The organism is Owenweeksia hongkongensis DSM 17368 (assembly GCF_000236705.1).
GTDB lineage: Bacteria > Bacteroidota > Bacteroidia > Flavobacteriales > Schleiferiaceae > Owenweeksia > Owenweeksia hongkongensis.
In genome coordinates, this window is sequence record NC_016599.1 from 1,162,925 (window position 1) to 1,187,712 (window position 24,788).

A 24,788-nucleotide genomic window follows, 5' to 3' on the forward strand; every position below is an offset into this window, starting at 1 on the left:
CGCTACTTTTGAGGCAATGAACAACCCTAATATTCTCTTCCTCCCAAGTTGGTATCCTTCCAGGCAACACGCTACCATTGGTAATTTTGTGCAACGCCATGCTTTGGCTGTAGCCCAATTAATCCCGGTTACCGTTGTTGCAGCATTTGAGGCTTCAGAGCCAAATGTGGAAATAATAGAAGAAGGAAACTTATTGGAGATTCGAGTTTACTTTAAGAAGAAGCTTCCTCTTTTTAGCTACCAAAAAGCCATGGCTAAAGGCATTGAAAAAGCCATGGAGCTTAAAGGTAAGTTTGACTTAGCCCATGTTCATGTAGCTTACCCTGCCGGAATTTTGGCTTACCAGATGGAAATCCCGTATGTGGTAACCGAGCACTTTTCCGGGTATCACAAACAATCGGGTCATAAATGGGGTGTGGGACGAAAGCGAATTACCAAGCGCATTCTTAATGGTGCTGAAAAAATACTTCCCGTATCTGATCACCTTGGGCGAGCTATTGTAAAATTTGGGTGCACAACTCCCTATAAGAAGGTTTCAAATGTGGTGGATACAGAACATTTTTATCCATCCGACTCAAAGCCTGAGCGATTTACTTTTCTACATATCTCTACGTTAGAAGAGCGCTCCAAAAACATTACAGGAATCCTTAAAGGCTTTAAAACCTTACAGGACGGAGGCACTGATTTTCTATTGAAAATTGGTGGAGACGGAGATATTAAAGAATTTAAATCAAAAATTGAAGTGGCAGGATTGAAACCCGAAAACGTGAGAATTTTTGGTGAAAAATCGATTCAGGAAATATCAGAGCTGATGCGCTCAGCACATGCCTTGGTAATGTTTAGTCATTTTGAAAATCAGCCTTGCACCATTTTAGAAGCTCTATGCAGCGGTGTTCCTGTTGTCACGTCTGATGTTGGCGGTATTCCCGAAGTAATCACAGAGGATAACGGCATTTTGGTAGAAGCCGAAAATGAAGCAGCTTTTGCCGTAGCCTTGCAAAAAATGGCGGCTAATTATTCATACTACGAGACAAAAAAAATAGCCGAAGAGGCTTCGGCTATCTATAGCAATACTGCGGTGGCTCATCAGTTAAAAGATATTTATCACGATGTGCTTTCGCAAATGACAAATACCTGATAGATGAGACCCCGCTGGGGTCGTGAGGCATTTTTACAAATAACTCTATTGACATTTGACCTCTCTGAGGTCATACACCCTCAAAATTCGAAATGGAAAAAACTGAGGTCTAAATTCTAAGTAAGCTAGGCTGCAAGCGATCAACCCTAGCAGGGTTGTATATGAATAGACATATTAAGTCTAAAACCAAAAGCGACCTCAGAGAGGCCGCATATTTTCATACCAAAAAGCTAACTTCTAACGTACTGAAGTAAGATTCATCAAATCTTTGATACCAATGTTTTGAGCACTGATGAAGCCTTCGCCATTAGCCGCTCCTATCAATCTGCCCATATCCTGTGAACGATAACGAATGCTATCCGTAAAGTTTTTGCTACTGATAACAGTTACCGGCTCCTTTGAATTTGGATTATAAAACTGCGACTCATACGCTCCTATCGCCTCCATCTTTGTTTCCACGAAATCACCAATATCCATGATGATATCTGGTGTCAAACTTTGAAACTGTATATAATGCAGCACCAAAGCCGGGCGGTAAGCTTCCTGAGGTCTACCATCTAAAGAGGTTTCAATCTTTTTTAGTCCAGCTAAAAAGGCTGCAATCTTTACCAAATCACCACCTTTTCCGTGGTCAGGATGACGATCCGTTGGTGCATTTGCCAACACAATTTCCGGACGGTATTTACGAATCATCTTCACCGCTTCTAGTTGGTGTGCCTCATCATTAATAAAGAAACCATCACGGAAACCAAGGTTCTCTCGAACCTCAACATTCAAAATTTCTCCTGCGCGCTTGGCTTCAGCATCTCTGATTTCAGGAGTACCCCGGGTACCTAGTTCTCCACGGGTAAGATCCACTATGCCACATTTGTAACCCAATGAAGCTTGTAAGGCCAAAGTTCCACCAGCACTTATTTCCACATCATCAGGATGCGCACCAAAAGCAAGAATATCCAATTTCATATTTCAAATTTTGAGCTGACAAAAGTCCATAAAAAAACCCCGGAAGACAATTCCGAGGTTTTATATCGATTGCCATAATAGGCAAATTCAATTTTTACATTTTGTACATACCATCGATGGTAATATCAGTACCACTACCACCAGTAGTAACAGTAGCCTCAGTTACATGCATAATGTAAACATCAGTACCGGTCATGGTAGCTAATACCACATCATAAGTACCGCTTTGAGTTACAGAAATACCTTCGTAAGTAGTAATTGGAGTTGCTGCGGTAATAGCCGCTGCAAGATCTTCTTTAGTAGTAATACTAGTCCAAGCAGAAGCAGGAAGCTCAACAAACACAGTAGCAGCATCCTCAGCAATAATTGCAGAAGTAGATGAGTTACTTGTCCATTTCAACCCAAATTGAGCCAAACCAGTTCCGGCAGAACCACCCATACGCTCCCAAGTAAAAGATTGCTCAGCTGAAAGTGGAGTAGTTCCTGGATCAATAGTCACTTCAATATCTACTGAAGATGTCTCTCCATCTCTATCAGTTACTTTGAAAGTATAAACTCCCGCACTTGTAGCAAACTTAACTCCATCCTGGTAACTTTCATTGTCAGAGCTTTTGATGTTATCATCTAAATCATTGCCGTTTTCGGTAATTACACTAAATGGTGGTTGGCCATCTTTACTTATTTCAAAAGTTTCCAACTTAGCATCACCTGCGCGAGTATCCCATTTGAAATAAAGAGAATCAGCACTTGTATTCACTTTTCCATCAACAACCCCCGCAGCTGAGTTTTCTTCAGTAACTGTAAGGGATGGTCCTACTGCTGGATCTTCATCATCATCTGCACAAGAAGTCATCATCATACTAGCACCAATAAGACCTAGTGCGAACAATTTCATTTTTTTCATAAGTGTTTTTTGTTTGTTATTATACATTAGACGTTAAGTAATCTAAAAACGTTGGGTATAACGGTTAGTTTACCACAATGTTTGCACAAATTTATACAGATTTCCACATTGGCCTAATATTTTGCAAAATGATTAGCTCTGCGGGGCAATAAATTTTTAATTTCGCGGCCGATTTAGAATCCTCATTATTAAAAGATTATTATGGTCACTAACAGAACTTTTACCATGCTTAAGCCTGACGCTGTTGAAGCAGGGCACATTGGAGCAATTTTAGAAAAAATCAATGGTGCTGGTTTCCGCATCGTTTCTATGGAAATGACTCAGCTTTCTCGCAAGGATGCTCAGAAATTTTACGAAGTACACAGCGAAAGACCATTTTATGGCGAACTTGTAGACTATATGTCTTCTGGTCCTATCGTGGCTGCTATCTTAGAAAAAGACAATGCTGTAGCTGACTTCCGTACCTTAATCGGTGCTACAAACCCAGCCGAAGCTGCAGAAGGAACTATCCGTAAGTTGTATGCTACTTCTATCGCGGCAAACGCTATTCACGGAAGTGACTCTGACGAAAACGCAGAAATTGAAGGCTCTTTCTTCTTTGCAAAAAGAGCTCAGTACTAAGAACTGATTTAGAATAAATGTGAAAGCCCTCTTGGAAATCCAAGAGGGCTTTTTTGCTTTATAAGCTTAGGCTTCGATACACCGCTCATTCTTCGCGCCACTCAGCCTGACAAATCGTAAGGTCACCCTGAGTGATTCTGACGATAGGAAGAATTGTATCGAAGGGTGTGTCGTATCCTCATATTTGTTTTCGGGCTTCACCTCATTCCGCGAGAGGCTATAAAATCTACTTAATCTGAATCCCCTTCAAATTACCCTTTCCACGTAGCTTCAGGTTTACTCTTTCGAGTAACTCACTTCTGCGCAAGCTCAGCTCATTGCGCACAACGCTAGAGTTAACATAAACCGTGAGGATACCCTTTTCCACTTTCACCTTATTGGTTTTTAGGTTTATGGCATTTCCTGCCAACTCTTCCCATCGGGCATAGATTTCCGTTTCAAGCAATTTTTCATCCAACTCATTGGTTTTCAAAAATGCCTGAATGGCGTCACCCAAGCTCATTTCATTGCTTTTCTTCATGCTCTATTTTTGCGTTTTGTATGGTAAATACATTGGCCTTGTCGTCTACATTTTTTACCAAATGTGCCGTACGGTTGGCGTGTGTGTCGGTTATAAATATCTGTCCAAAATTTTCGTCATGCACCAGCCTAACCAGCTGCTCTACGCGCACCTCATCTAGTTTATCAAAAATATCATCCAATAGCAAAAGTGGTTTTACACCTTGCTTGGTATAAAGGAAATCATATTGCGCCAACTTGAGCGCTATCAAAAAAGATTTTTGCTGTCCCTGCGATCCAAACTTCTTGACCTTGCGGCCGTCAATACTAAATTGCAAATCGTCCTTGTGAATACCCGCTCCCGAATATTGGTTGATACGATCTTTGTCTCTGTACTTTTCTAGTAGATCACTAAAATTACTGTCGTGCAACTGCGATTGATAAGTAATAGCTGGAGCTTCCTGTCCATCAGCAATTATATTATAGTAATATGAAAGCTTTGGTTCCAGTTGCTCTAAAAACTCTTTGCGTTTTTCATACACAGGCACTCCCCTTTCCTGCATTTGCTCATCATATACTTCCAGGCCTGCTTTGTCAAAAGTATGATTGGCAGCAAAAAACTTTAACAAGGCATTGCGCTGCTGCACAGCTTTGTTGTAACGCACCAAATTGTCCAAGTAAATAGGATCGGACTGGCTAATCACGTTATCCATAAACTTGCGCCTAATCTCAGAACCTTCAGTGATCAAATCCCTATCATAAGGAGAAATAATTACTGATGGATATCTGCCTATGTGGTCAGCCAGTTTATCGTAGCTCTTTTTGTTTTTCTTAAAAACCTTTTTCTCACCACGCTTCAACCCGCAGTATATATGGCTTTCGGCTTCATCTTTTTCAAAATCACCCTCAACCACAAAAAATCCTTCATCATCTTTTATGTTTTGACTATCGATGGTATTAAAATAACTTTTGCACACCGACAGGTAGTGGATGGCGTCCAGAAGATTGGTTTTACCACTTCCGTTGGATCCCACAAAGCAGTTGAGTTTGGGGGCAAAATCAAAACTTGCCTGTTCCCAATTTTTAAAATTTACGAGATGGAGATTCTTTAAATACATAGAATCGTCAAAATTAATAGGAATAGTTAAGGAAGAACTGCTTTCTCCTATTGAAAAAATATTATTTTCGCACCTCTTAAAGAAAAACGCTGATTGTAAATGTCAAAGCAAAAGAAAGATCACTCGGAAGAGGAAGTATTAGTAGATGTAGGCCAGAGTTTAAGCAAGGCTGAACATTTTTTTGAAGAAAATCGCAAGAGCATCACCTTTATCGCAGTTGCGTTATTTGTGATTGTTGGTGGATATTTCGCTTACTTACATCTTTACCAAACCCCTCGTGAGGTAGAAGCTCAGGATTCTATCTTTTCTGCACAAAACTATTTTGAGCAAGACTCACTAAGGCTTGCCCTTAACGGTGATGGACAGAACTACGGGTTTATTGACGTAGCTGAAGAATATAGCGGTACCAAAGCTGGAAACCTTGCAAACTACTATGCAGGAATTAGCTACCTAAACTCTGGTGATTACAAAAATGCTATTGAGTATTTAGATCGTTTTGACAGTGATGACGAGATCCTTTCAGTAATTGCTACTGGTGCTATTGGCGATGCTTTTGTAGAGCTAAACCAGCCAAAAGAAGCTTTGGATTATTACGAAAGAGCTACCAGCGGAGAAAGCAACGAATTTGTAGTTCCTTTTTACCTAAAGAAAGCTGGCCTTATTGCCGAAGAGCAAGGTGACTTTAAAAAAGCTGCAAAATTTTATAACCGTATCAAAAAGGATTTCGGCAAGTCTCAAGAAGCTAGCGACATCGATAAGTATATCGCTCGTGCTGAAACCAAAATGAACAAGTAAACCATATTTCAATGGCCACAGCTGGAGTAGATTTATCTGCCTTCAACAAAGAAGAACTTCCTGACACCTCAGGAATGAGATTTGGAATTGTAGTGGCCGAATGGAATGAAAAAATAACAGAAGCTCTCTATCAGGGAGCTTTTGACACTTTTATAGCTACCGGTACTCCCGAAAGACAAATTACCCGCATCAATGTACCAGGCACTTTTGAGCTGGTATATGGCGCCAAGCAACTTTGCGAAAAAGACATTTTTGATGCGGTTATCGTAATCGGTAATGTTATTCAAGGAGAGACCCGCCACTTCGACTTTGTATGTGAAGGTGTAACACAAGGTGTAGTTGACCTAAACGTTCGTTACGACACGCCTGTGATCTTCTGCGTACTTACCGACAACAACATTGAGCAAAGCCGTGCTCGCTCAGGTGGTAAGCATGGCAACAAAGGTGTGGAATGTGCTGTTGCCGCTGTAAAGATGGCCGCACTTCGTAGAGTGGTGCATTAATAGGCTCCACACCTCTTCTCTAAAATCTTATTGTTATGGATTTAGCTCAACGCATACAAGCTGCGGAAACCAATATTTTTAAAGCGGTTTTCCCAAATACCACCAATCATTACGATACACTTTTTGGGGGCACAGCAATGCAGCTAATGGACGAGGTAGCCTTTATTACCGCTACCCGCTTTGCGCGAAAACGTGTGGTTACCGTATCTTCTGATAAGATTGACTTTACACAGCCAATCCCTGCCGGAACCATCATTGAGCTTATTGGCAAAATTGAAGATATTGGCCGTACAAGTCTTAAGGTGAGTGTAGAAATCTATATTGAAGAAATGTACTCTGACAAAAGAGAAAAGGCCATTTCCGGTACGTTTACCTTCGTGGCTCTTGATGAGAATAAGAAGCCGACTTCGGTTTTATAGAGGATCTTTTTACTTCAACACAGAGGCGATGAGAGCGCAAAGCTGCGGAGAGAAGGGCTCAGCGAAACTCTGCTACCTTAGCGGCTCTGCGTTGAAGAAATCACATAAAAGGAAATCATAGTCAAACGTGATGGGCAAGAGCGGGACGATCGCGCTAGCATTGAAAAAGTTTAATAAAGATTATATATTAAACCTAGTCTAAAACTTTCAGGATTTATTCCGGTGCCAATTCGTGGATTGGCTTTATAATAGTAATCAAGATTAAAACTTGCGTCCCAATTTTTGTTAATGGCATATCTTAAATCTAAACCAACTCCCTTGTTTTCATAAACCCAGAATTTTCCATCTGTTGTTCCTACACTATCAATTTGATCCATCAGTATAGATGATTTATCTAAATTCCATAAGTGGTGGACACCTAATTTGAATAAATGCTTCTGTTTAATATTAAGGTGATAACTCACACCCAGGTAATTAAGTTGGTTGGTGAAGCTGAAATTTCTATCCCAGGCTTCAATATTTAACCATATAGATCGTTTGGCATAAACAGACAGGTTTATTGGCTCAATTAAATATTCAATTCCAAGACTTGGCATTACTTTACCTGCGGGTTTTGAAGCGGTTTCATTCGCTAAGTAGTTCCCACTTACCATCATACCTAAATTTATACTAAATGGACCTTTAGGAGGGGGTGTATTATTGTCTTTTTTAAGCGGCATTTTCTTTGTGATACGAAAGTTCCATTGCTCATCAATGGGTTCCATATCGATGCCTACGTTTTTATAAAATCTTACTACTTGATCCTTTCGTATGTCAAAGGCAAATCCATTGGTTTCGTAGCCTACTTTAATCCCGAGGCCACTTTTGATATTAAATGTGGTTTGGTTACTATTAGGTGGCTGTGCAAAACTTGCAGAATGTCTTTCATTAATAAGTGAGTAGTTGATGCCAGTCCTGAATTTTCCTAGAATCACATTATAATCACCCGAAAATACTGACTTCGAGTACACAATGTCATTAGCTTTATCAGCTGCTGCTACATAAGAAATATAGTAGCTTAATTCAATTTCAGATTTTATTTTTGGAATACGGTATCCTAAAGCAAGTGTAGGTGCAGAGTTAACTGTTCCAAAATATTTAGGGTCATCTTCATTAATAAAAAATGAACCTTCATATAGATAATTGTGATTTGTAATCCCAAAACTCCAGTAGAGGCCATTTTCCTGCGCGTTTGTGTAATAGGAATTGACAATAAAAAAAACAGCAATTACTGCTGTCCTTGTGGTAATTAGCTTCTGCATTATATGTTTTTCGTAGAGAGTTTGTAAAAGTATTTTACAAGCCGCTAAGAAACATTTTTTTTATACAGTTTATTTTTTTTACCCTAGAAATGCAACGTTGTTCAACAACTTGGCTTGCCTCGTCATCGAGCCTCCCCACATCTTATAAACAAAAAAGGCTGTCTCAATCTTCTTGAAACAGCCTTTGCATTTGCAATGCTAAATATCACTTAGTCCACCACGTCACCGTAAAGGTCGTAGTCGGTAGCGCTTTCAATTTTTACATTGTAGAAATCACCTACCTTTAGGTAATCGGCATCGATAAGAACTTCATTGTCCACGTCTGGTGAGTCAATACTATTTTACACAGAGCTTAACCTAATGGAAGCCCAAGTTGCAAATCTGCACCATCTGGATCCATATAATAAAGAAGCTCTCAGTATTGGGTGGGTCTGCTTTTAAAAAACAATATGCTTGGCAACACCATATACAGTAAATAGGCGTCTTGGGATAAATTAAGCATGGCAGGTAATAAAATTTTGGATTTTAAATAATTTTAGTAATATAGCAGTCACAGAAAAGAACATGACCCAAAATCTAAATAATAATTTTTTCAATAATTCGAATAATAATTTATTCGGAAATGGGAAGATTATGTTTTAGATATTAAAATACTTTAATACCAATCTAAAAGGTCTTCCGAATATCGGGAGACCTTTTTTTTTGCTTTTTATTTTCAAAATGAAACAAAGACAAACAAATAATAACAATAAATCACCCCCTGGACCAGACTTCAAATCACTTATATGAGGCCTGAATGACAGGCCTTTTTTTTTACTCAAAATTTAAAAAACAATGAAAAAAGAAATACTAAGAACAGAAGAAGCAATAAGCTTTACAAAAGAAATTTTTGAATCCGAATTAAAACAAAAACTGGCCTTAACAAAAATTTCTTCGCCCATAGCGATACTCAATGGAACCGGAATAAATGATGACCTAAACGGCATTGAACGCGTAGTCGCTTTTCCAATTAAGGCTTTATCTGATAAGGAGGCGGTTGTTGTAAACTCTTTATCAAAATGGAAAAGGTTAAGGTTACAAGAGTTGGATATTGAAGAGGGAAAAGGAATTATAACGGATATGAGAGCAATAAGGCCTGACGAAGATTATAGCTCCATCCATTCCATTTATGTAGACCAATGGGATTGGGAGAAAAGAATATCTAAAGAATCACGTAACATCACATTTTTAAAGGAGGAAGTAACCAAAATATATAAAGCGCTAAGAGAAACTGAAATAAAGATTAGTGAAAAATATGACTCTATTCAACCAGTACTACCTCAAAACATAAAATTTATACATACCGAAGAATTACTTCAAAAATATCCCACACTAACTCCTAAAGAGCGTGAATCAGAGATCACAAAGGAGTATGGTGCGGTATTTTTAATAGGAATTGGCGGAAACCTCAGTAGTGAAAAACCTCATGATGGGAGAGCTCCTGATTATGATGATTGGAGTTCTGAAAATGAAGATGGGTATTTCGGGTTAAATGGTGATATATTATTGTGGCATCCTATTTTAAAAGAAAGTTTTGAAATTTCTTCAATGGGAATCAGAGTTGATAAACTTGCTCTGTTAGATCAATTAAACAAAACTGGACAAAACGATAGGAAAGAACTTCAATTTCATAAGCTGTTACTAAATGAAATTCTCCCGGAAAGTATTGGAGGAGGAATAGGACAGTCTCGAGTTTGCATGTTTATGTTAAGGAAAAAACATATTGGAGAAGTACAAGTGGGTATTTGGCCAGATTCCGTAAAAGAAAAATCTAAAGAAGAAGGAATTATGCTTTTGTGATACGGGACCACTAAAATGCAAAAACGGTTTGAGACTAGTCTCAAACCGTTTTTCGTTCTAATTATGTATCACTTAATTATTATAAAGAGAATTGCATTTATCACTACTTCTCTTACACTAGTCGTTAGAAAAACGCCTCCACTAATTCATCTCCAGAAATATTATTGAAATAGGCACTACTTTGTAGCTCCTTTAGTTTTTGCAATACAACTTCTTCGCGGTGCTCCACTCCTTTCAATCCTTCTACTAATGGCTCAATGTCTTTATTTACAAAGAAATCGCCAAAAATGTCAAGATCGGTAATCAGTCCTTTATCAACATTAAGATGAACCTCAACGTGACCGCCTAGAGTTTTCACTCCTTTTTTAAGACCATACTTGGGTGAATAACCAAAGTTCCAATGCCACTGGCTATACTTTTCATCAGCAAGCTTTTGTATTTCTCTCTTATCGGTTTCGGTAAGAGTATATGGTTCAGCATCCGGGTATAGTTTAGTAATGTGCATCATCACTTCCTGTCGAAAAGCTTCCACCCCAATATCATCCTTTAAGTGAGAAGAGATATTGGTAACCCGGCTTACCACAGATTTTCGGGCTTTACCCTCAAACTTTAGCGGATTTACTTTTAGTGCATCCGAAATGTCTTTAACATTGGAAGCATAAAGTAAAGTACCATGATGCAAAACCCTTTGCTTTTGATGGTAAATATGCTCCGCATTACCTGAAAACTTTTGATCATCAATCAAAATATCGTTGCGCCCGGAAAAATGAGCTTTTACCCCCAAGCCAGCCAACACATCAATTATCGGTTGGTTATATTTTTTAAAATCCACCTTGGCTCCTTCCTCCCCATATCCCATGATAAAGGTATAGTTCAGATTCCCAAGATCGTGAAACACAGCGCCTCCGCCTGTCAGCCTTCGTACTACTTTAATGTCACGCTCTTTAACATTCTCCACATTTATTTCCGCCAAAGTGTTCTGGTGTTTTCCTACTATGATGGCATTGTCATTCCGCCAAAGCATAAAAATGTTTTCGTCAGAATTTTTGAGGAAATACTCTTCTACCGCTTGATTGAAATACGGCTCTATATATGGATTGTCAATGCACAGCATACCTTAAATTTTGGTATGCTAAAGTATGATTTAGGCTTTACAATACGATGATGACATTGGATGAAAGAAGTATGTAAAAAACAAAAATATTAGAGTAACTAGCTCGAGAATTTCGCGATAGCTCTAGATGTGTTCTCCAACGGGTCATTTTTATACGCTGGAATCCTGAGTCTGGTTTTGCTTAAGGTACTAAGGCGTGCTGTAAACTTGTATTACACCTTTTCTATGGTAAACAGCTCCCACTGGTTCTGTTCCTATGTAAAAGTGCGCTGCCTCACATGTCCCAAAACAAAAAAGGCTGCCTCAATCCCCTTGAAGCAGCCTTTGTATTTTTATCTGATTAATCTTATATCGATTGTCAGTCTGAGTGGTGGGAACCCCGAAAGCCTTCGGGGGTGCGGTGTATCGAAGACGATAAGTATTCCAACACCCTTCGATACGATTCTTCCTCCGTCAGAATCACTCAGGATGACATTTGTTTTGTAATTGAAATTAATTCACCACTACACCATAAAGATCATAATCCGTAGCGCTTTCAATTTTCACATTGTAAAAATCACCAGCTTTTAGGTAATCGGCATCTATCAACACTTCATTGTCCACATCTGGTGAGTCAAACTCGGTACGGCCTACAAAGAAGTTTCCTTCTTTGCGATCTATCAACACGCGGAAAGTCTCCCCTACTTTTTCGGCATTTAGCTCTTCAGAAATAATTTGCTGCACGGCCATAATTTCTTCGGCACGCTGCTGCTTCACTTCTTCGGGTACATCGTCTTCTAAATTGTAAGCATGGGTATTTTCTTCGTGGCTGTAGGTAAAGCAACCTAGCCTTTCGAAGCGCATATCCTGCACCCATTGTTTCAGGGTTTGAAAGTCTTCTTCGGTTTCTCCCGGGTAACCGGTAATCAAAGTAGTACGGATAGCCATGCTTGGTACCTTCTCACGCATCAAGTCCAAAATGCGGTTGGTCTTAGCCATGGTAGTTCCTCTGCGCATAGATTTTAGAACAGGGTCGCTAATATGCTGCAATGGAATGTCAATGTAGTTACACACCTTTGGTTCTTCACGAATCACGTCAAGCACATCTTCCGGGAAACCCGCAGGAAAAAGGTAATGCAGACGAATCCACTCAATCCCTTCCACTTTTACAAGCTCTTTTAACAAATCTGCCAAAGCGCGTTTTTTATAAATATCAAGACCGTAATAGGTCAAATCCTGAGCGATAAGAATCAACTCACGAACACCTTTAGCGGCAAGCTTTTGTGCTTCCGTCACCAAGTCTTCGATAGGTGTAGACTTGTGTCCACCGCGCATCAAAGGAATAGCACAAAACGAACAAGGGCGATCACAACCTTCAGAAATCTTAATGTAGGCATAGTGCTGAGGCGTGGTCATCAAGCGCTCACCCACCAATTCTTTTTTATAATCTGCACGAAGTGCCTTTAGCAACTTTGGCAGTTCACGGGTTCCGAAATACTGATCCACATCCGGAATTTCTTTTTCCAAATCTGGCTTGTAGCGCTCACTCAGGCAACCGGTCACAAATACTTTGTCCACCTCGCCTTGCTGCTTCTTATCTACAAAGTTCAAAATGGTGTCAATAGATTCTTGCTTGGCATTATCAATAAACCCGCAAGTATTGATTACCACAATATTTCCATCGTCTTCTTCATGGGCTACATTCTTGCCATTGGCCTGCAGTTGCCCCATCAGTATTTCAGAATCGTAAGTATTCTTGGAGCATCCAAGGGTTACGATGTTGATTTTATTTTTCTTTAATGTTTTAGTGCGCATATTTTCCTTCTTCTAATATCCCAGCAACTTTAGCTGCTGTTTCTTTCTATCACTTGATGTAAAACCATATAGCAGTCTTAAGCTAATAGCGTTACCGCTTAATTCATTGTCAATGTGGTTACTAAAATCCAAAAAGCTATATCTAACATCTACTCCCAAATAATCTTTGTAATCAAAATAGTAGCGGTATTGAAATCCAAAATTGACATTTAAAGTACCCGTACTTACATTATCCACATTGTCACCTTCGTCCGTGGGTACAATAGTAATCTCATCATAACCTACACCTGTTGTCAAACTTAGGTCATTCCTAAGGTTTTTAAGTATAGAATAATAGCCCTGCACTCCTATAGTAACACTTGTAAAATGATTGTCCTGATACACGGAGTCCTTATCTCTAATACTATAGTTTACCGGTGAATTAACAAACCTAAAACCTAGTAACAGCTCTGCTCCGTACCTTCCCTCAAACCCACCCAGAGTAAATCCTAGCTCAGGTTTGTTCCCGAGCTTAGATAAATTCTCAGTAGGTGACCACATTCCTCCATACAAGGTTAAAAAGTAACCACTATCGTAGGTAAGGTCAGCGATCATTTGATTATAATTTTCTTGCAATTTTCCTTCATACTGTTCTTGCTTGAGCCCAGTTATAAGTGATTCAGGATTCCCAGAAAAGAAGGTTAAAATATCCCTCTCTATTTTTTTCCTTTCTGTTCCATCTTGCAATAATCTCGTAGAGTAACTCCCTGTAAAATTGTGATACTCCAAATTCGCTTTTAACATGCTTGACTGGCTAGGGTGCACATACAAGCCTTCATACTTATATGTTTCTATATAATCCTGAGTGGATTTACAAGTCAACATTATTTGCAAAAGGTTTCCATACTTATCTTCATGAAAACGATCGTTAGCAATATCAAACAATATCCTGCCAAAAATCATTTCATCGCTCCGATCACATTGCTGCTCCCAATATTCCAATACGGCTTCTGCACTATCTAAATTTCCTTCTGTATAAAACCGACTGATGATTTTTTGGGAATTAATGGATACATCATAGCAATCTGGTACAATTTCATTTATCCTTTTTACCAAAGACTCAGTGAGCTGGGCATAGGAAGCCAGTGAGAATATTATGAGAAATGCAGAAAGTAGAAATTTCATTAACCCAAGTTTTTCTCCCCAAAAAAACTATCTACAAACTCGTGCTTATTAAACACCTGCAGATCATCTATTCCTTCGCCTACTCCTATATATTTTACGGGTATCTGGAATTGGTCAGAAACGCCAATTACCACACCGCCTTTTGCGGTACCATCCAATTTGGTTAAAGCTAATGCTGATACATCTGTTGCTTTGGTAAACTGCTTGGCTTGTTCTATTGCATTTTGCCCGGTAGAGGCATCCAGCACCAACAATACTTCGTGCGGAGCATCGGGAATCACTTTTTGCATAACGCGCTTAATCTTTCCAAGCTCGTTCATCAAATTTATTTTATTGTGAAGTCGACCGGCAGTGTCTATCAATACCACATCCGCATTTTGAGCCACCGCAGATTGTAGGGTATCAAAAGCTACTGAAGCTGGATCAGAACCCATACCTTGTTTTACGATAGGCACGCCCACGCGCTCACTCCATATAGTAAGTTGATCTACCGCTGCTGCGCGAAAAGTATCAGCAGCACCGAGAACCACTTTTAGTCCTTTACGGTTGAATTGAGCAGCAAGCTTACCAATGGTTGTGGTTTTTCCCACACCATTCACACCCACCACCATTATTACATGCGGTTTATTTCCTGCTGGCAGGGTAAATTCTGTAGCATCCTCCGTTTCGTTTTCTGAAAGTAAATTCGCTATTTCTTCCCTCAGTATTTTATTAAGCTCCCCGGTGCCCACATATTTATCTCTGGCCACACGCTCTTCAATGCGTTCAATTATTTTTACCGTGGTAGTAATGCCTACATCAGAGGCTACCAATATTTCTTCAAGATCATCAAGAACCTCTTCGTCCACTTTACTCTTTCCCGCTACAGCACGCGAAAGTTTGGAAAACATATTTTCCTTAGACTTTTCTAATCCTTGATCTAATTTTTCTTTTTTCTCTTTAGAGAAAAACTTGCCAAAAATACCCATGTTCAAATTTTTGCGAGTGCAAATATCCGAAATCCAATCGACCAAGAGAGGTTTTAAAAAATATTGTTATCCTTGCAGCAACCTGAACGAACGATATGAAATTAAAAGCTGCGCTGCTGATATGCTTAGGCATTAGCCTTCAAGCATATGCTCAAGATTGGAACTATTATAAACCTATCCAATCTGAAGGGATCATACCATCTGATTTTACCGAAGCTTATACCAATAAATATGAACGTGAACGCGAACATATTGGTGCTGATGTAAAAGGTAAAGACAGAAAAAGACAAGATAACTTTCATCTTAGGAGTGAATACTTTGTAGATGAATTGCTCATGGGTGGTGATGTGATATTTGGAGACACCATTTCAGATTATTGTAATCGTATTTTGGACCACCTGCTAAAAGATGACCCTGGCCTGCGACATAAGCTTAGAATATATGTAGTAAAAAGTCCGGATGTGAATGCTTATGCTACGGGCAATGGTATCATATTTATAAACCTTGGGCTTATTGCTCAAGTAGAAAACGAAGCTCAACTTGCTTATGTAATTGCGCATGAAGTAATTCACTACAAAAATGAGCACGTTCTCAATCAATACATTGAAGAAGAGAAAATAAAAGATGGTGAAGATTTATACCGCAAAAGTAATCGCGCTGAGCAAGTACATGCCCTAAGCACCTACTCCAAATCGCAAGAGCTTGAAGCTGATGCAGACGGCTTTCGTTTGTTTTTCAAAAATTCGGGGTACACACACCGAGCGCCAGTATATGTAATGGATGTACTTCAGTACTCCTACCTTCCTTTTGATGAAATTCCTTTTGATTCGACTTTCCTTTCTACAGAAGGTATGAAGTTACCTTCTGGTTATTTACTAAAAAATACGGCCCCTATTACTGCAGAGGCCGACTATGATGATTCGGAAAGTTCACATCCAAATATTAAAACCAGGAAGCTTGAAATACTGAAGCGCCTAAACCCTAAGGACACTGGCGTAGCATACCTTATTTCCAAGCCCATCTTTGATCACTGCCAACGCTTGGCTCGATATGAAATAAGCCGACTATACCTTATTTCAGGTAGATATGGCCAAGCCATTTACCACACCTTTTTGTTAGAACAGAAATATGGAACAGACCGTTATCAAAAACTTACAGTTGCTAAAGCTTTGAATGCAGCTACGGTGTATCGAAATAATGGAGTACTGTACAAAATGATAACTGAGTGGAAGGAGGTAGAGGGTGAAAGTCAACAGGTATTTCACATTTTTGATGAATTTGACAGAGAGGACTTAAATACACTCACCGTAGCTTATACCTACGAAGCTTATAAAAACTATCCTAATGATATAGCCTTCAAAAAGCTCTTTACTAAGTCATTTCATGAATTGGTTTTTGAAAATGACCTAAAACCAAACGACTATAGATCTGCACCGCAGGACACTATAAAACATGATTTATTCTCACTACTTGATAGTGCCGATTTGCCTTCAGGCGGAAGGAGAAGTAGTAAGATTAGCAATATCCAGCGTAAAAAGAAAGAGCAGGAAACTATGGAATTGTCTGAAGAGGATTATTACAAAACTGCCTTTACCCCCTATTGGAGCGACTCTCTTTTTATGACCACATTTGAAGATGCTGTGGATGAATATAACAGCACCAGCTACCGAGATAGAAAAGGTTACAAATCCAGAAGAAAACGAAAAAAATATGACGCAAACTATTCACTGGGTATAGACTCTATCGTAATAATAAGCCCTGATTATGCTAAGCTTGATGAGCGTCAAAAAGATGGAATAAAATACCTTACCACCGCTGAAAAATTAGATGAGTACAAAGCTGAATTGATGAACATATCTGATGATATAAACCTCAATTCTCAAATGCTTGATTACAAAAACATAGAATCATCAGATGTGGATGTGTTTAACGATTTATCACTAATGAAAAACTGGATAGACGAGCGATTGATGCATGAAAATGTAGATGCGCTTGTAAGTGATTTTGACTACATGGATCCTATTGGCAAAAAATATGGCACCAATTATATCTCCTATACGGGAAATCTCTCTCTGAGAGTAAGAGAGCGCAATGTGGCAGGCAAAATCATTTATTCTGTTTTTCTATTTCCTGTACTCCCATTTACTGTTGCCGATCTATTGATTCCTGATTATGAATCCTTCAACTACTTTTTTCTATTTGATATAAGTAATGGCAAAGCCTTATTGGCTGAGTACAATTATTACAAAACAAATGATAGTAAAGACTATTTGCGAAGCATCCTATACAACCACTTGATTCAAGTAAAAGCTAAAGCTAAATAATATGCGTTTCTTATATATACTCACTCTTTCCATCTGTATTCCAGCTGCATTGCTTGCGCAAAAAAATGTGCCGGGATATATGGGTAAAAAATGGAATTTTCAATACCAGGCTTACTTATATCCTTCTTTTAATAATCCTAATGGTGAAGAACCAAACATCGTTTCTGCGGACGAAATTGATGTGCCCACATCTCTGAACTTTCAAAATCACTTTAGCATTGCTTACACCATTTCAAAGCGAATGGAAGTTTTAGCCGAATTTAGTGCTGCCAAAACTAATTTTGATCCCTACCATTCATTTATCTATGAAATGGACGTTGCTAAGGTTTATTACCCTGAAATGAAGGCTCGCGGAGGAGCTGTTGGAATCAGACTTTACACCAAGCATTTTGCCCCATTGGGTTCATACTTTGCATTTAAAATCGGTTATACTAAAGTAACAGCTGATGATCTTAATTACTCCATAGTAGATTTTTATACTGGAGGGCCTGATGAAGATTATACCATTGAAGGTGGCTCCAAAGGTGCTCCCACCCTAACCGCAAGTTTTGGTAACAACCGAATTATTGCAGATCGATTTATTTTTAGTTATGGTATTGATTTTACATTTTTTGCCGGTGGCATTTTCAACTGGAAACCACTACTTGCAGATGAAAGTCGAGGTGACTACATAGAATTTGGATACCCAGAAACCTATAATGACGAAAATCAGGAAGCTTACCTAAAAAAGGCTGCTGCACGGTATGCTATGATGTCCATGATCAATGTAAAAATTGGAGTTGGTTTTTTATTGTAGAAAAAATGACTTCTGGAAATCAATCTGCTCTTTCATATTGCTAAATTTGCCTCCCAATCAAAGTAATCATTATGTCTGATTCTCAACCGTGCCCACAATGTAAATCACCCTATGCCTATCCCATGGATTCGCTAATGGTATGCCCCGAGTGCGGACATGAATGGAACCCGAATGAGGTGGATGAAAATGCTTTATCGGTAAAAGATGCCAATGGCAATACTTTGGAAGATGGAGACTCAGTAGTAGTGGTAAAAAACCTTCCGGTAAAAGGACACCCAAAACCTATAAAGGCTGGTACTAAAGTGAAAAACATTCGTCTTGTAGATGGAGATCACAACATAGATTGCAAAATAGATGGGTTTGGATCTATGGCTCTCAAATCTGAGTTTGTGAAGAAAGCTTAGGCTAACCTTTTTTCCAGAAACACTAATCAGGCTCCGAATTTATTTATAGGATTTCCCATTTCAGTAACACTCACCTCAAATGGGAAACCCTATATTTCTATTCCAGAATTTCCAATTGAGCCGAATTCACAATTTGATCGCAACCTTCTTGATCAACAACAGCCGTTATACGCACTACGCCTTTTTTTCCTTTTGGGAGAATGTTAAAACTCAAGGCTTCTCCATCATAAAACACCCTTGGAGGAACCGTTGCCAATGATTCTGGGCTCGCTATAATCCTGATTTTGGTATTATGAGATACAGAAAATGACGGATTAAATAATTCTATTGACCCAATCACCGGTTCTGCATTTTCGAGCGAGATATTATCCTTATTCAAATCTAGGGTCAATTCAGTGGGGCAAACTCGCGTAAACCTTGCTACTTTTTCCTTAAAAGACTTGGCCACCCTTACACCTACTATTACATCATCATCTGAAAAATGCCCAGACACCAGAGCTACTGAATACTCCTTACTATCCGGATAAACTTCCAGTTTGATAACTCCTGTTGCATAATCATTAGAAGGTATTTCCACCAAATGACCATTAGTAGTTGTTATAGTTAACAATTCACTCTTGGCTAGTTTACGGTCAAACTCCAAATTTATTTTCACATAGGATTCGCCATCGGCTGGGATTTCGTTTTGTTTTTTTTCAAAACAAACGGAAAAGTCTCCGCTTTGAGTGGTAAGCATCTCGTCACAACTCCAGGCAAATAAAACAGCAAAGTATATTAACTTTTTCATGGTGTTATTTTTGAGTTTCTATATTATTTACAATATTGGAAAAGCTAAGCCCAAAGCCAACATAAAAGGGGCTTTGCCCACGCACATTAAAGTTGTACCCACCGGTAAGAAATACTCGGTTATTCCATAAACCAACTACCGGCCCTACTGCTATTTCGTAATCTTTGGTGGTGGTAAAATCTGCGTAGGAAACATTTATACCAAAGGAAGGCTCCAACCACCTGCCGAACCTGCCTAAACACTTTTCACCCCTAAAGTCATTGTAATATGACCAAAGCAAGGATACACCAGCGGTTGGTTTAAAGTTAGACGGTGATACATCATTAGTAACCAAATCCTCATTGATACGCTGCACCAGAAAAGCTGATTCAGAAACAGCTAAGTGCCAGCCTGTTTTTCGGATAAAAAACTTACCAGCGGGTAGCATGTGCTCATCTTCTTCTACGGTATCGTCTATATTTTTCCATACTACAAAAACTTCCAACACTTGGCCTGGTTGTGCATTGGCCTTTTGTAGATCTATGGTGGCATACAGCAGTTTGTTAAAAATTATTTTCCCGGCTGCCTTCGCCATACTTTTTTGATAAAATGCGTAATTATTTTTCAATAATTCGTGCACCAACTCAGGCGTCTTTTTATAATTCATCTTATTGGGTATCGATTCGAAAGGAAGCGCTTGACCTCCTTCATACGATCGCTCAATCCTCAATTTAGATAGCTCACTACTTGTAAAATTAATGCCAGGCACCACCTCTCTATACACCTCTAAGCCATCTCGATCTAGATTTGATGGTCGCTCGTTAGGTCTTAAAAATTTTCTATTCCTTAAAGCGATATACCCTAATTCACTATTAATAGCGCCACAAGCGGCAGAATACTTCCACCAGTTCTCATGACCACTGGGAATTGTTGAAAGCCGAGGAAGCTCTACTAATATTTTATAATTATGTTTTAAGGCACTTAGAGCTGCATTAAATCGTATTTCTGTCATTTCGGCCAAAGTTAAAAAGGCGCGAATGGCGTCCCCTCCTCCTTTACTAAAGTATTCCATATAGTGGATAACCAACCCGACCTCGTACAAATATTTGTTGAAACCTGCTTGGTCTGTTACTCCAAACGTATTCAAACGTCTATTTCCTCTTGACCGAAGCATTGAGGTGTCTATTGCAGTACCCAACAAATCTCTATAAGCACTGTCTAAAGAATCACTTAAACCCTCAGTGGATGGGTAAAGATCTGTTAGGTTTGTCAAAGTTTTTCTTGATTGACTATCAGGTTTACCATCTTTTAAAACCTCCAATAAAAAGCTTGCGTAATACCTTATATCCTCAAGCTCCATATCCAAATAAGCCGAATTGTATCTTTCACGATCACGTTTCAGGGATTCAATAAATATTGTATCGTCTTTATTTCCATTTGCACTTACTGAGACCTCAATATCTTGTATCGAATATTTTGAAATTTTCAAGTCAGCCTTTTTCTCACTAATCAAGTCTCGGATTTTCGTATTTTTCACTTTACCCCTTGGCTTGCCCTCCAAATGAGAGAGGGGTATTTTATCCTCATGATTCCACCTTTTTTCTTTTTGTTTAAATAACAATTCTGTAATTAACTTAAGTTGGTCTGGCCAATATTTCAAGGTATCATCTACCATGGGTATTTCCTTTTGCAATCTTGATTCCCACGCATTCTGTGCTTCAATAAAAAGATTGAGAAAGTGTGCTGATATTTCACTTATTGGTTCGTTTTTCACACCATACTTGGTTCTCTCCTCCCCTACCAATGAATAGGGCGCTACGGCAATCGGCTCGTTATCTAATTTGGCGGCCAACGAAACATTACCATAAAACTCTAAGTTATCGGCAAGCATTTCCTGGTCAAACCTTATTTCTAACACTACGTTTTCATCCAGCACTTCATACTCTTGATGCGGAACTAACTTCTTGGGTTTTCCTTGGGATTTATCTTCGGGATACTTTTTCTTAAACACATTATCATCTGCTGCCTTTAACCACCATATAGGTTCTATTCCTTCCTTGTTTTTTTCGTAAACGGTAACATATCTCCTTGGGTCTATTTTTATCATGGGCCTAGCATCGGGGTCTAGGTTTTCCCTATTTTCAAATTTGCCAGCCTTAAGAACAATACTATCAACTACACCCTTTCCACTAAATATTAAGTCAATTCCAGCGGAGCTTTGCAACATACCACAGTATATTTCCTTTGCATCTGCACGATCCATTTCCTGTGCATTGGCCAGTATGTTTAATAATTTGATGACGGCATACTTTTTATTGGCCTCACCCTCTTGATTATCCGTAGCCTCTTTATTTAGATATTTCAGAATGTTAATATCATCCATACTCACCCCAAGGGTTTTAACCGACATAGTGCTATAGGCTGGCGGCACAATTACCATTAGCGAATCAAGCATTGAGCAAGTAATGGATGTAAACATTTGTCCTTGAGGATCTACTTGGTACTTTAGCTCCTGTTTTTTCTTAAGAGTATTCTCAGGTCTACTTTCTAAACCCTCATTAGCCTTATTGGTAACAAAAAGGATCGGTATTTTTGGGTTTTTCTCCTGCCCAAAAACGGGCATCAAAAATCCCATAGCGGCTATTAAAAGAAGCTTTTTCATGGTGTGGTAGATTTTGGTTCTACCGAAAGTTAGTATCATTATTTGGGCTATACCCCATATACTATGCGCAGGAGAGAAGAAAGGGGAAAAACCCTTTGCCACATGTATAGAAAATCCCCTTACTTATGGCCTGTTTAAGGAAGGGGCACCAAAATCAGCTATCAGATGTTCGCATCATATTCAACTTTTAGAATATTTCATTTATTTACTTTTGACGGCTATGAAAAAATATATCCTGCTTTTTGCTTTAAGCTTATCCGTTTTTATAGCTGATGCTAAAGAACCACCTGTTTACACCAAAGCTGAAATACTGGGAGATGTAGATCCATCGTCAAACAAGGGCTTTGACAAAATAAAGAGCAAGTACACCACCAAAAGTGGCATTTACTTGCGTGATGAAGTGTACGATGCCTTTAAGGATATGTGGAAGGATGCCAAGAAAGACGGGGTGAACCTTGTAATCATTTCTGCAATGCGTAACCGCAATTACCAGGCTGGTATTTGGAACCGTAAGTGGAAAAGCTATGGTGGAGATGTATCGGATAGAGCTGAACGTATCTTGCAATATAGCAGTATGCCTGGCACCAGCCGCCACCACTGGGGCACCGACTTTGACCTAAACTCGCTGGAAAACAGTTATTTTGAATCTGGCGAAGGAAAAAATATTTACGATTGGCTAAGCGCTAATGCCCATAAGTACGGCTTCTTTCAACCTTATACTTTGTTCGATGACTATCGCGATGCTGGATACAGAGAGGAAAAATGGCATTGGAGCTACTACCCTACTGCTTCAAAATTTCAGCGAGCTTACAACCACATTGTTAAGTATGATGACATAAAGGGTTTTGATGGTAGCGAGTATGCTCCAACCCTGGATGTGATCAATAATTATGTAAATGGTATAGAGATGCCTCCTTACTTTTCGGAGCAATAGGAATGGTAAAATAAAATATACTTCCTATTCCCACTTTACTTTCCGCCCAAATCTTCCCCTCATTCTTGGTAACGAAATCTTTGCTTAGCATAAGCCCTAGCCCCGTGCCCTGCTCCATTTCGGTACCATGAGTTGTAAAGGTTTCTGAAGAAAAAATACGCTCAAGGTTTTCTTCTGAAATACCTATTCCCGAATCAGAGACTGATATTTCAACATGCTCATCTTTTCGGGTAATTCCAAACTTGATTTCATCGCCTGGGCGACAAAATTTCACAGCATTACCCAAGAGGTTTCTAACAACCAATCTTATCATGTTGGGATCAGCCCACACTAAAAACTCCTCTTTTTCGTCAAAAAACACCTTTATGTTTTTAGCTTCTACCGTAGCACTTAATAGTCCTATATTTTTGCGGATTTCAGTGGAGATATCAAACATCTTTGGACTGATCATTTCTCCTTCAAACTGACTCTTGGCCCACACCAAAAGGTTGTCTAAAAATCCGGTGATATTATTTAAGTTTTCCCCTAGTTTAGGTAATAGCTCTTTTAAGTCATCTTCACTCAACTCCCCTCTACCACTCATTTCAAGAATTTGCGTAAGCACCGCTAATGGTCCACGAACATCATGTGAGATAATGGAAAGTAGTCGTCCCTTTGTTACATTAAGCTCTTTAAGTTCTTCAGATTGCTGCTGTAACTTTCTTTGATCCTCCTTATACTGAGTGATATTCCTAAATATTAAAAGCCGACCTTTATTTGAATTATTTTCTTTGATGGTTTTGCAAGTCACTTCAAAGCTGAAAAGTTCATTTCCTATTTCAACTTCCACATCCACATCATTCTCATGACTTAGGTCCAGCAAATAATCTACCTCTTCTTGTTTTGCTCCTTCGAGCCCCCCAAAATGTAATCCCGATAAGTTTTGAGATTCCTTTTGCATAATCCAAGCCATCTTCGGGTTAAAGTCTATTATTCTATTTTGAGGATCTAGTACCAACCACCCTTCGCGCATTACATTAATTACCTTATCGCGAGCCATTGGAACAACATCAAAAAGCTTGAATTGTAAAAAACCGATTCCAATAGCAATAGCCGAAATCAAAAAGGCAAAAGGAGTGGAATCAATATGCCCGAAAACACCAGTTCGAAAAATTACCGAAACATTCGCAGCCCATGGCACCAATGCACCAATTAAAATAACTAGAGACTGCTGCCTGAAAACGCCTGAGCTTAATCTTATACTTTTTATTAAAACATAAATACCCGATGCTATTAATGTATAGAAATAAGCAACGTGAATATAATACCAAGGGCCCGGTGTAGAAAGCAACCAAGAGTGGCCAGCGGCATGCTGAATTTGATAATCAGCATAATGTAAGTGATGAAGCGGATTGGTCCACACCATTAATAAAGACAAACCTGCAAAGCCGAAAAAGGCAGAAAAAATAGTCTTATTAAGTTTACAATCGCGCCCAGTGAATTTAAGTACAAACACAAACCAAATAGTTGGAGTAAGTACAATACCTATGTATTCTACATTAATCCAAAAAATCATCTCTCCAATTGTATTCTGGGCAATTGAAATTCCATATCCTGCCGCCCAAATAGAAATAACAGCCATGCAGGCAGCAAACCATTTAGCAACTAAGCCAATCCTATTGTATACCAAGCCTGCAAGAAAAAGAGCAATCAGGCTAAAAACGATAAGGCTAATTGAATAAGAATTGAGTACGAGTTCCATTAAGCGTTAGTGCCCAATATTG

At 39.0% G+C, this 24,788-nt stretch carries 22 protein-coding genes and 1 pseudogene; 10 read left to right on the forward strand and 13 right to left on the reverse strand.

Translation table 11 applies throughout. The features are described from left to right. The first annotated feature begins 16 nt into the window (after nucleotides 1–16). Nucleotides 17–1,138 carry a glycosyltransferase gene (locus tag OWEHO_RS05200; protein ID WP_014201422.1) on the forward strand — a complete coding sequence of 374 codons (1,122 nt, stop codon included), beginning with the start codon at nucleotides 17–19 and terminating at the stop codon, nucleotides 1,136–1,138. Nucleotides 1,139–1,375: 237 nt separating this feature from the next. Here the strand turns inward: OWEHO_RS05200 and bshB1 are convergent, their stop codons facing one another. After that, a complete protein-coding gene (gene bshB1, locus OWEHO_RS05205) occupies nucleotides 1,376–2,101 on the reverse strand; it encodes a bacillithiol biosynthesis deacetylase BshB1 (RefSeq protein ID WP_014201423.1) in 726 nt (241 codons plus the stop codon). A gap of 94 nt (nucleotides 2,102–2,195) precedes the next feature. Further along, nucleotides 2,196–3,005: a hypothetical protein gene (locus OWEHO_RS05210; RefSeq protein ID WP_014201424.1), complete on the reverse strand. Its 810-nt coding sequence runs from the start codon at nucleotides 3,003–3,005 to the stop codon at nucleotides 2,196–2,198. A 201-nt stretch (nucleotides 3,006–3,206) separates the two neighbouring features. On the opposite strand from OWEHO_RS05210, the gene OWEHO_RS05215 reads away from it, so the two are divergent. Beyond that, entirely contained in the window at nucleotides 3,207–3,626 is a 420-nt protein-coding gene (locus OWEHO_RS05215) for a nucleoside-diphosphate kinase (RefSeq protein ID WP_014201425.1), read from the forward strand. Nucleotides 3,627–3,852: 226 nt separating this feature from the next. Here OWEHO_RS05215 and OWEHO_RS05220 read toward each other — a convergent pair whose 3' ends face one another. Continuing rightward, on the reverse strand, nucleotides 3,853–4,146 hold the full coding sequence (locus tag OWEHO_RS05220) for a DUF721 domain-containing protein (RefSeq protein ID WP_014201426.1): 294 nt from the start codon (nucleotides 4,144–4,146) through the stop codon (nucleotides 3,853–3,855). Next, nucleotides 4,130–5,242 carry a DNA replication/repair protein RecF gene (gene recF / locus OWEHO_RS05225; RefSeq protein WP_014201427.1) on the reverse strand — a complete coding sequence of 371 codons (1,113 nt, stop codon included), beginning with the start codon at nucleotides 5,240–5,242 and terminating at the stop codon, nucleotides 4,130–4,132. Before recF ends, OWEHO_RS05220 begins: the two co-directional genes overlap by 17 nt. 99 nt (nucleotides 5,243–5,341) lie before the next feature. Here recF and OWEHO_RS05230 point away from each other — a divergent pair, with 99 nt between their 5' ends. Genes OWEHO_RS05230 through OWEHO_RS05240 form a run of 3 tightly spaced genes read left to right on the forward strand, consistent with a single transcriptional unit; the run spans nucleotide 5,342 to nucleotide 6,959 of the window. Then, nucleotides 5,342–6,037 (forward strand): tetratricopeptide repeat protein, encoded by a 696-nt coding sequence (locus OWEHO_RS05230; protein ID WP_014201428.1) that lies wholly within the window; start codon nucleotides 5,342–5,344, stop codon nucleotides 6,035–6,037. A gap of 11 nt (nucleotides 6,038–6,048) precedes the next feature. After that, entirely contained in the window at nucleotides 6,049–6,540 is a 492-nt protein-coding gene (gene ribH / locus OWEHO_RS05235) for a 6,7-dimethyl-8-ribityllumazine synthase (RefSeq protein WP_014201429.1), read from the forward strand. Nucleotides 6,541–6,575: 35 nt separating this feature from the next. Beyond that, nucleotides 6,576–6,959, forward strand: coding sequence for an acyl-CoA thioesterase (locus tag OWEHO_RS05240; protein ID WP_014201430.1), 384 nt, complete (start codon nucleotides 6,576–6,578; stop codon nucleotides 6,957–6,959). 170 nt (nucleotides 6,960–7,129) lie between these two features. Here the strand turns inward: OWEHO_RS05240 and OWEHO_RS05245 are convergent, their stop codons facing one another. Next, a complete protein-coding gene (locus OWEHO_RS05245; RefSeq protein ID WP_014201431.1) occupies nucleotides 7,130–8,260 on the reverse strand; it encodes a hypothetical protein in 1,131 nt (376 codons plus the stop codon). A 209-nt stretch (nucleotides 8,261–8,469) separates the two neighbouring features. Further along, nucleotides 8,470–8,592, reverse strand: a pseudogene (locus OWEHO_RS18460) (hypothetical protein); the annotation flags it as partial. A gap of 502 nt (nucleotides 8,593–9,094) precedes the next feature. Here OWEHO_RS18460 and asnA point away from each other — a divergent pair. Next, on the forward strand, nucleotides 9,095–10,099 hold the full coding sequence (gene asnA / locus OWEHO_RS05250) for an aspartate--ammonia ligase (RefSeq protein WP_014201432.1): 1,005 nt from the start codon (nucleotides 9,095–9,097) through the stop codon (nucleotides 10,097–10,099). A gap of 124 nt (nucleotides 10,100–10,223) precedes the next feature. Here the strand turns inward: asnA and OWEHO_RS05255 are convergent, their stop codons facing one another. The 4 genes from OWEHO_RS05255 to ftsY all read right to left on the reverse strand — a co-directional run bounded on the left by OWEHO_RS05255 (nucleotide 10,224) and on the right by ftsY (nucleotide 15,139). Continuing rightward, nucleotides 10,224–11,213, reverse strand: coding sequence for a lipoate--protein ligase (locus OWEHO_RS05255; RefSeq protein WP_014201433.1), 990 nt, complete (start codon nucleotides 11,211–11,213; stop codon nucleotides 10,224–10,226). Between the two features lie 492 nt (nucleotides 11,214–11,705). Continuing rightward, entirely contained in the window at nucleotides 11,706–13,007 is a 1,302-nt protein-coding gene (rimO, locus tag OWEHO_RS05260) for a 30S ribosomal protein S12 methylthiotransferase RimO (RefSeq protein WP_014201434.1), read from the reverse strand. A gap of 12 nt (nucleotides 13,008–13,019) precedes the next feature. Further along, nucleotides 13,020–14,171, reverse strand: a complete 1,152-nt coding sequence (locus tag OWEHO_RS05265) for a hypothetical protein (protein ID WP_014201435.1) — start codon at nucleotides 14,169–14,171, stop codon at nucleotides 13,020–13,022. Beyond that, nucleotides 14,171–15,139: a signal recognition particle-docking protein FtsY gene (gene ftsY / locus OWEHO_RS05270; RefSeq protein WP_014201436.1), complete on the reverse strand. Its 969-nt coding sequence runs from the start codon at nucleotides 15,137–15,139 to the stop codon at nucleotides 14,171–14,173. Before ftsY ends, OWEHO_RS05265 begins: the two co-directional genes overlap by 1 nt. A gap of 95 nt (nucleotides 15,140–15,234) precedes the next feature. On the opposite strand from ftsY, the gene OWEHO_RS05275 reads away from it, so the two are divergent. From OWEHO_RS05275 to OWEHO_RS05285, 3 genes are all read left to right on the forward strand, one after another. After that, nucleotides 15,235–17,463 (forward strand): M48 family metallopeptidase, encoded by a 2,229-nt coding sequence (locus OWEHO_RS05275; protein WP_014201437.1) that lies wholly within the window; start codon nucleotides 15,235–15,237, stop codon nucleotides 17,461–17,463. A gap of 1 nt (nucleotide 17,464) precedes the next feature. After that, complete coding sequence (locus OWEHO_RS05280; RefSeq protein WP_014201438.1) at nucleotides 17,465–18,259, forward strand: hypothetical protein; 795 nt, start codon at nucleotides 17,465–17,467, stop codon at nucleotides 18,257–18,259. Between the two features lie 71 nt (nucleotides 18,260–18,330). Further along, nucleotides 18,331–18,663 (forward strand): zinc ribbon domain-containing protein YjdM, encoded by a 333-nt coding sequence (locus OWEHO_RS05285; RefSeq protein ID WP_014201439.1) that lies wholly within the window; start codon nucleotides 18,331–18,333, stop codon nucleotides 18,661–18,663. 97 nt (nucleotides 18,664–18,760) lie between these two features. Here the strand turns inward: OWEHO_RS05285 and OWEHO_RS05290 are convergent, their stop codons facing one another. Both OWEHO_RS05290 and OWEHO_RS05295 read right to left on the reverse strand, forming a co-directional pair. Continuing rightward, entirely contained in the window at nucleotides 18,761–19,450 is a 690-nt protein-coding gene (locus OWEHO_RS05290) for a hypothetical protein (protein ID WP_014201440.1), read from the reverse strand. 4 nt (nucleotides 19,451–19,454) lie between these two features. Next, entirely contained in the window at nucleotides 19,455–22,091 is a 2,637-nt protein-coding gene (locus tag OWEHO_RS05295) for a hypothetical protein (RefSeq protein WP_014201441.1), read from the reverse strand. A 220-nt stretch (nucleotides 22,092–22,311) separates the two neighbouring features. Between OWEHO_RS05295 and OWEHO_RS05300 the strand changes: the two genes are divergently transcribed. Continuing rightward, nucleotides 22,312–23,025: a M15 family metallopeptidase gene (locus OWEHO_RS05300; RefSeq protein WP_014201442.1), complete on the forward strand. Its 714-nt coding sequence runs from the start codon at nucleotides 22,312–22,314 to the stop codon at nucleotides 23,023–23,025. On the opposite strand, the gene OWEHO_RS05305 is transcribed toward OWEHO_RS05300, so the two are convergent. Next, on the reverse strand, nucleotides 22,973–24,766 hold the full coding sequence (locus OWEHO_RS05305; protein WP_014201443.1) for a sensor histidine kinase: 1,794 nt from the start codon (nucleotides 24,764–24,766) through the stop codon (nucleotides 22,973–22,975). The genes OWEHO_RS05300 and OWEHO_RS05305 overlap by 53 nt on opposite strands. Between the last annotated feature and the right edge of the window lie 22 nt (nucleotides 24,767–24,788).

Excerpts from the sequence above, each read along its gene's own strand:
- OWEHO_RS05200 (WP_014201422.1), top strand. The coding sequence starts at position 17 with ATGAACAACCCTAATATTCTCTTCCTCCCAAGTTGGTATCCTTCCAGG.
- bshB1 (WP_014201423.1), bottom strand. The coding sequence starts at position 2,101 with ATGAAATTGGATATTCTTGCTTTTGGTGCGCATCCTGATGATGTGGAA.
- OWEHO_RS05210 (WP_014201424.1), bottom strand. The coding sequence starts at position 3,005 with ATGAAAAAAATGAAATTGTTCGCACTAGGTCTTATTGGTGCTAGTATG.
- OWEHO_RS05215 (WP_014201425.1), top strand. The coding sequence starts at position 3,207 with ATGGTCACTAACAGAACTTTTACCATGCTTAAGCCTGACGCTGTTGAA.
- OWEHO_RS05220 (WP_014201426.1), bottom strand. The coding sequence starts at position 4,146 with ATGAAGAAAAGCAATGAAATGAGCTTGGGTGACGCCATTCAGGCATTT.
- recF (WP_014201427.1), bottom strand. The coding sequence starts at position 5,242 with ATGTATTTAAAGAATCTCCATCTCGTAAATTTTAAAAATTGGGAACAG.
- OWEHO_RS05230 (WP_014201428.1), top strand. The coding sequence starts at position 5,342 with ATGTCAAAGCAAAAGAAAGATCACTCGGAAGAGGAAGTATTAGTAGAT.
- ribH (WP_014201429.1), top strand. The coding sequence starts at position 6,049 with ATGGCCACAGCTGGAGTAGATTTATCTGCCTTCAACAAAGAAGAACTT.
- OWEHO_RS05240 (WP_014201430.1), top strand. The coding sequence starts at position 6,576 with ATGGATTTAGCTCAACGCATACAAGCTGCGGAAACCAATATTTTTAAA.
- OWEHO_RS05245 (WP_014201431.1), bottom strand. The coding sequence starts at position 8,260 with ATGCAGAAGCTAATTACCACAAGGACAGCAGTAATTGCTGTTTTTTTT.
- asnA (WP_014201432.1), top strand. The coding sequence starts at position 9,095 with ATGAAAAAAGAAATACTAAGAACAGAAGAAGCAATAAGCTTTACAAAA.
- OWEHO_RS05255 (WP_014201433.1), bottom strand. The coding sequence starts at position 11,213 with ATGCTGTGCATTGACAATCCATATATAGAGCCGTATTTCAATCAAGCG.
- rimO (WP_014201434.1), bottom strand. The coding sequence starts at position 13,007 with ATGCGCACTAAAACATTAAAGAAAAATAAAATCAACATCGTAACCCTT.
- OWEHO_RS05265 (WP_014201435.1), bottom strand. The coding sequence starts at position 14,171 with ATGAAATTTCTACTTTCTGCATTTCTCATAATATTCTCACTGGCTTCC.
- ftsY (WP_014201436.1), bottom strand. The coding sequence starts at position 15,139 with ATGGGTATTTTTGGCAAGTTTTTCTCTAAAGAGAAAAAAGAAAAATTA.
- OWEHO_RS05275 (WP_014201437.1), top strand. The coding sequence starts at position 15,235 with ATGAAATTAAAAGCTGCGCTGCTGATATGCTTAGGCATTAGCCTTCAA.
- OWEHO_RS05280 (WP_014201438.1), top strand. The coding sequence starts at position 17,465 with ATGCGTTTCTTATATATACTCACTCTTTCCATCTGTATTCCAGCTGCA.
- OWEHO_RS05285 (WP_014201439.1), top strand. The coding sequence starts at position 18,331 with ATGTCTGATTCTCAACCGTGCCCACAATGTAAATCACCCTATGCCTAT.
- OWEHO_RS05290 (WP_014201440.1), bottom strand. The coding sequence starts at position 19,450 with ATGAAAAAGTTAATATACTTTGCTGTTTTATTTGCCTGGAGTTGTGAC.
- OWEHO_RS05295 (WP_014201441.1), bottom strand. The coding sequence starts at position 22,091 with ATGAAAAAGCTTCTTTTAATAGCCGCTATGGGATTTTTGATGCCCGTT.
- OWEHO_RS05300 (WP_014201442.1), top strand. The coding sequence starts at position 22,312 with ATGAAAAAATATATCCTGCTTTTTGCTTTAAGCTTATCCGTTTTTATA.
- OWEHO_RS05305 (WP_014201443.1), bottom strand. The coding sequence starts at position 24,766 with ATGGAACTCGTACTCAATTCTTATTCAATTAGCCTTATCGTTTTTAGC.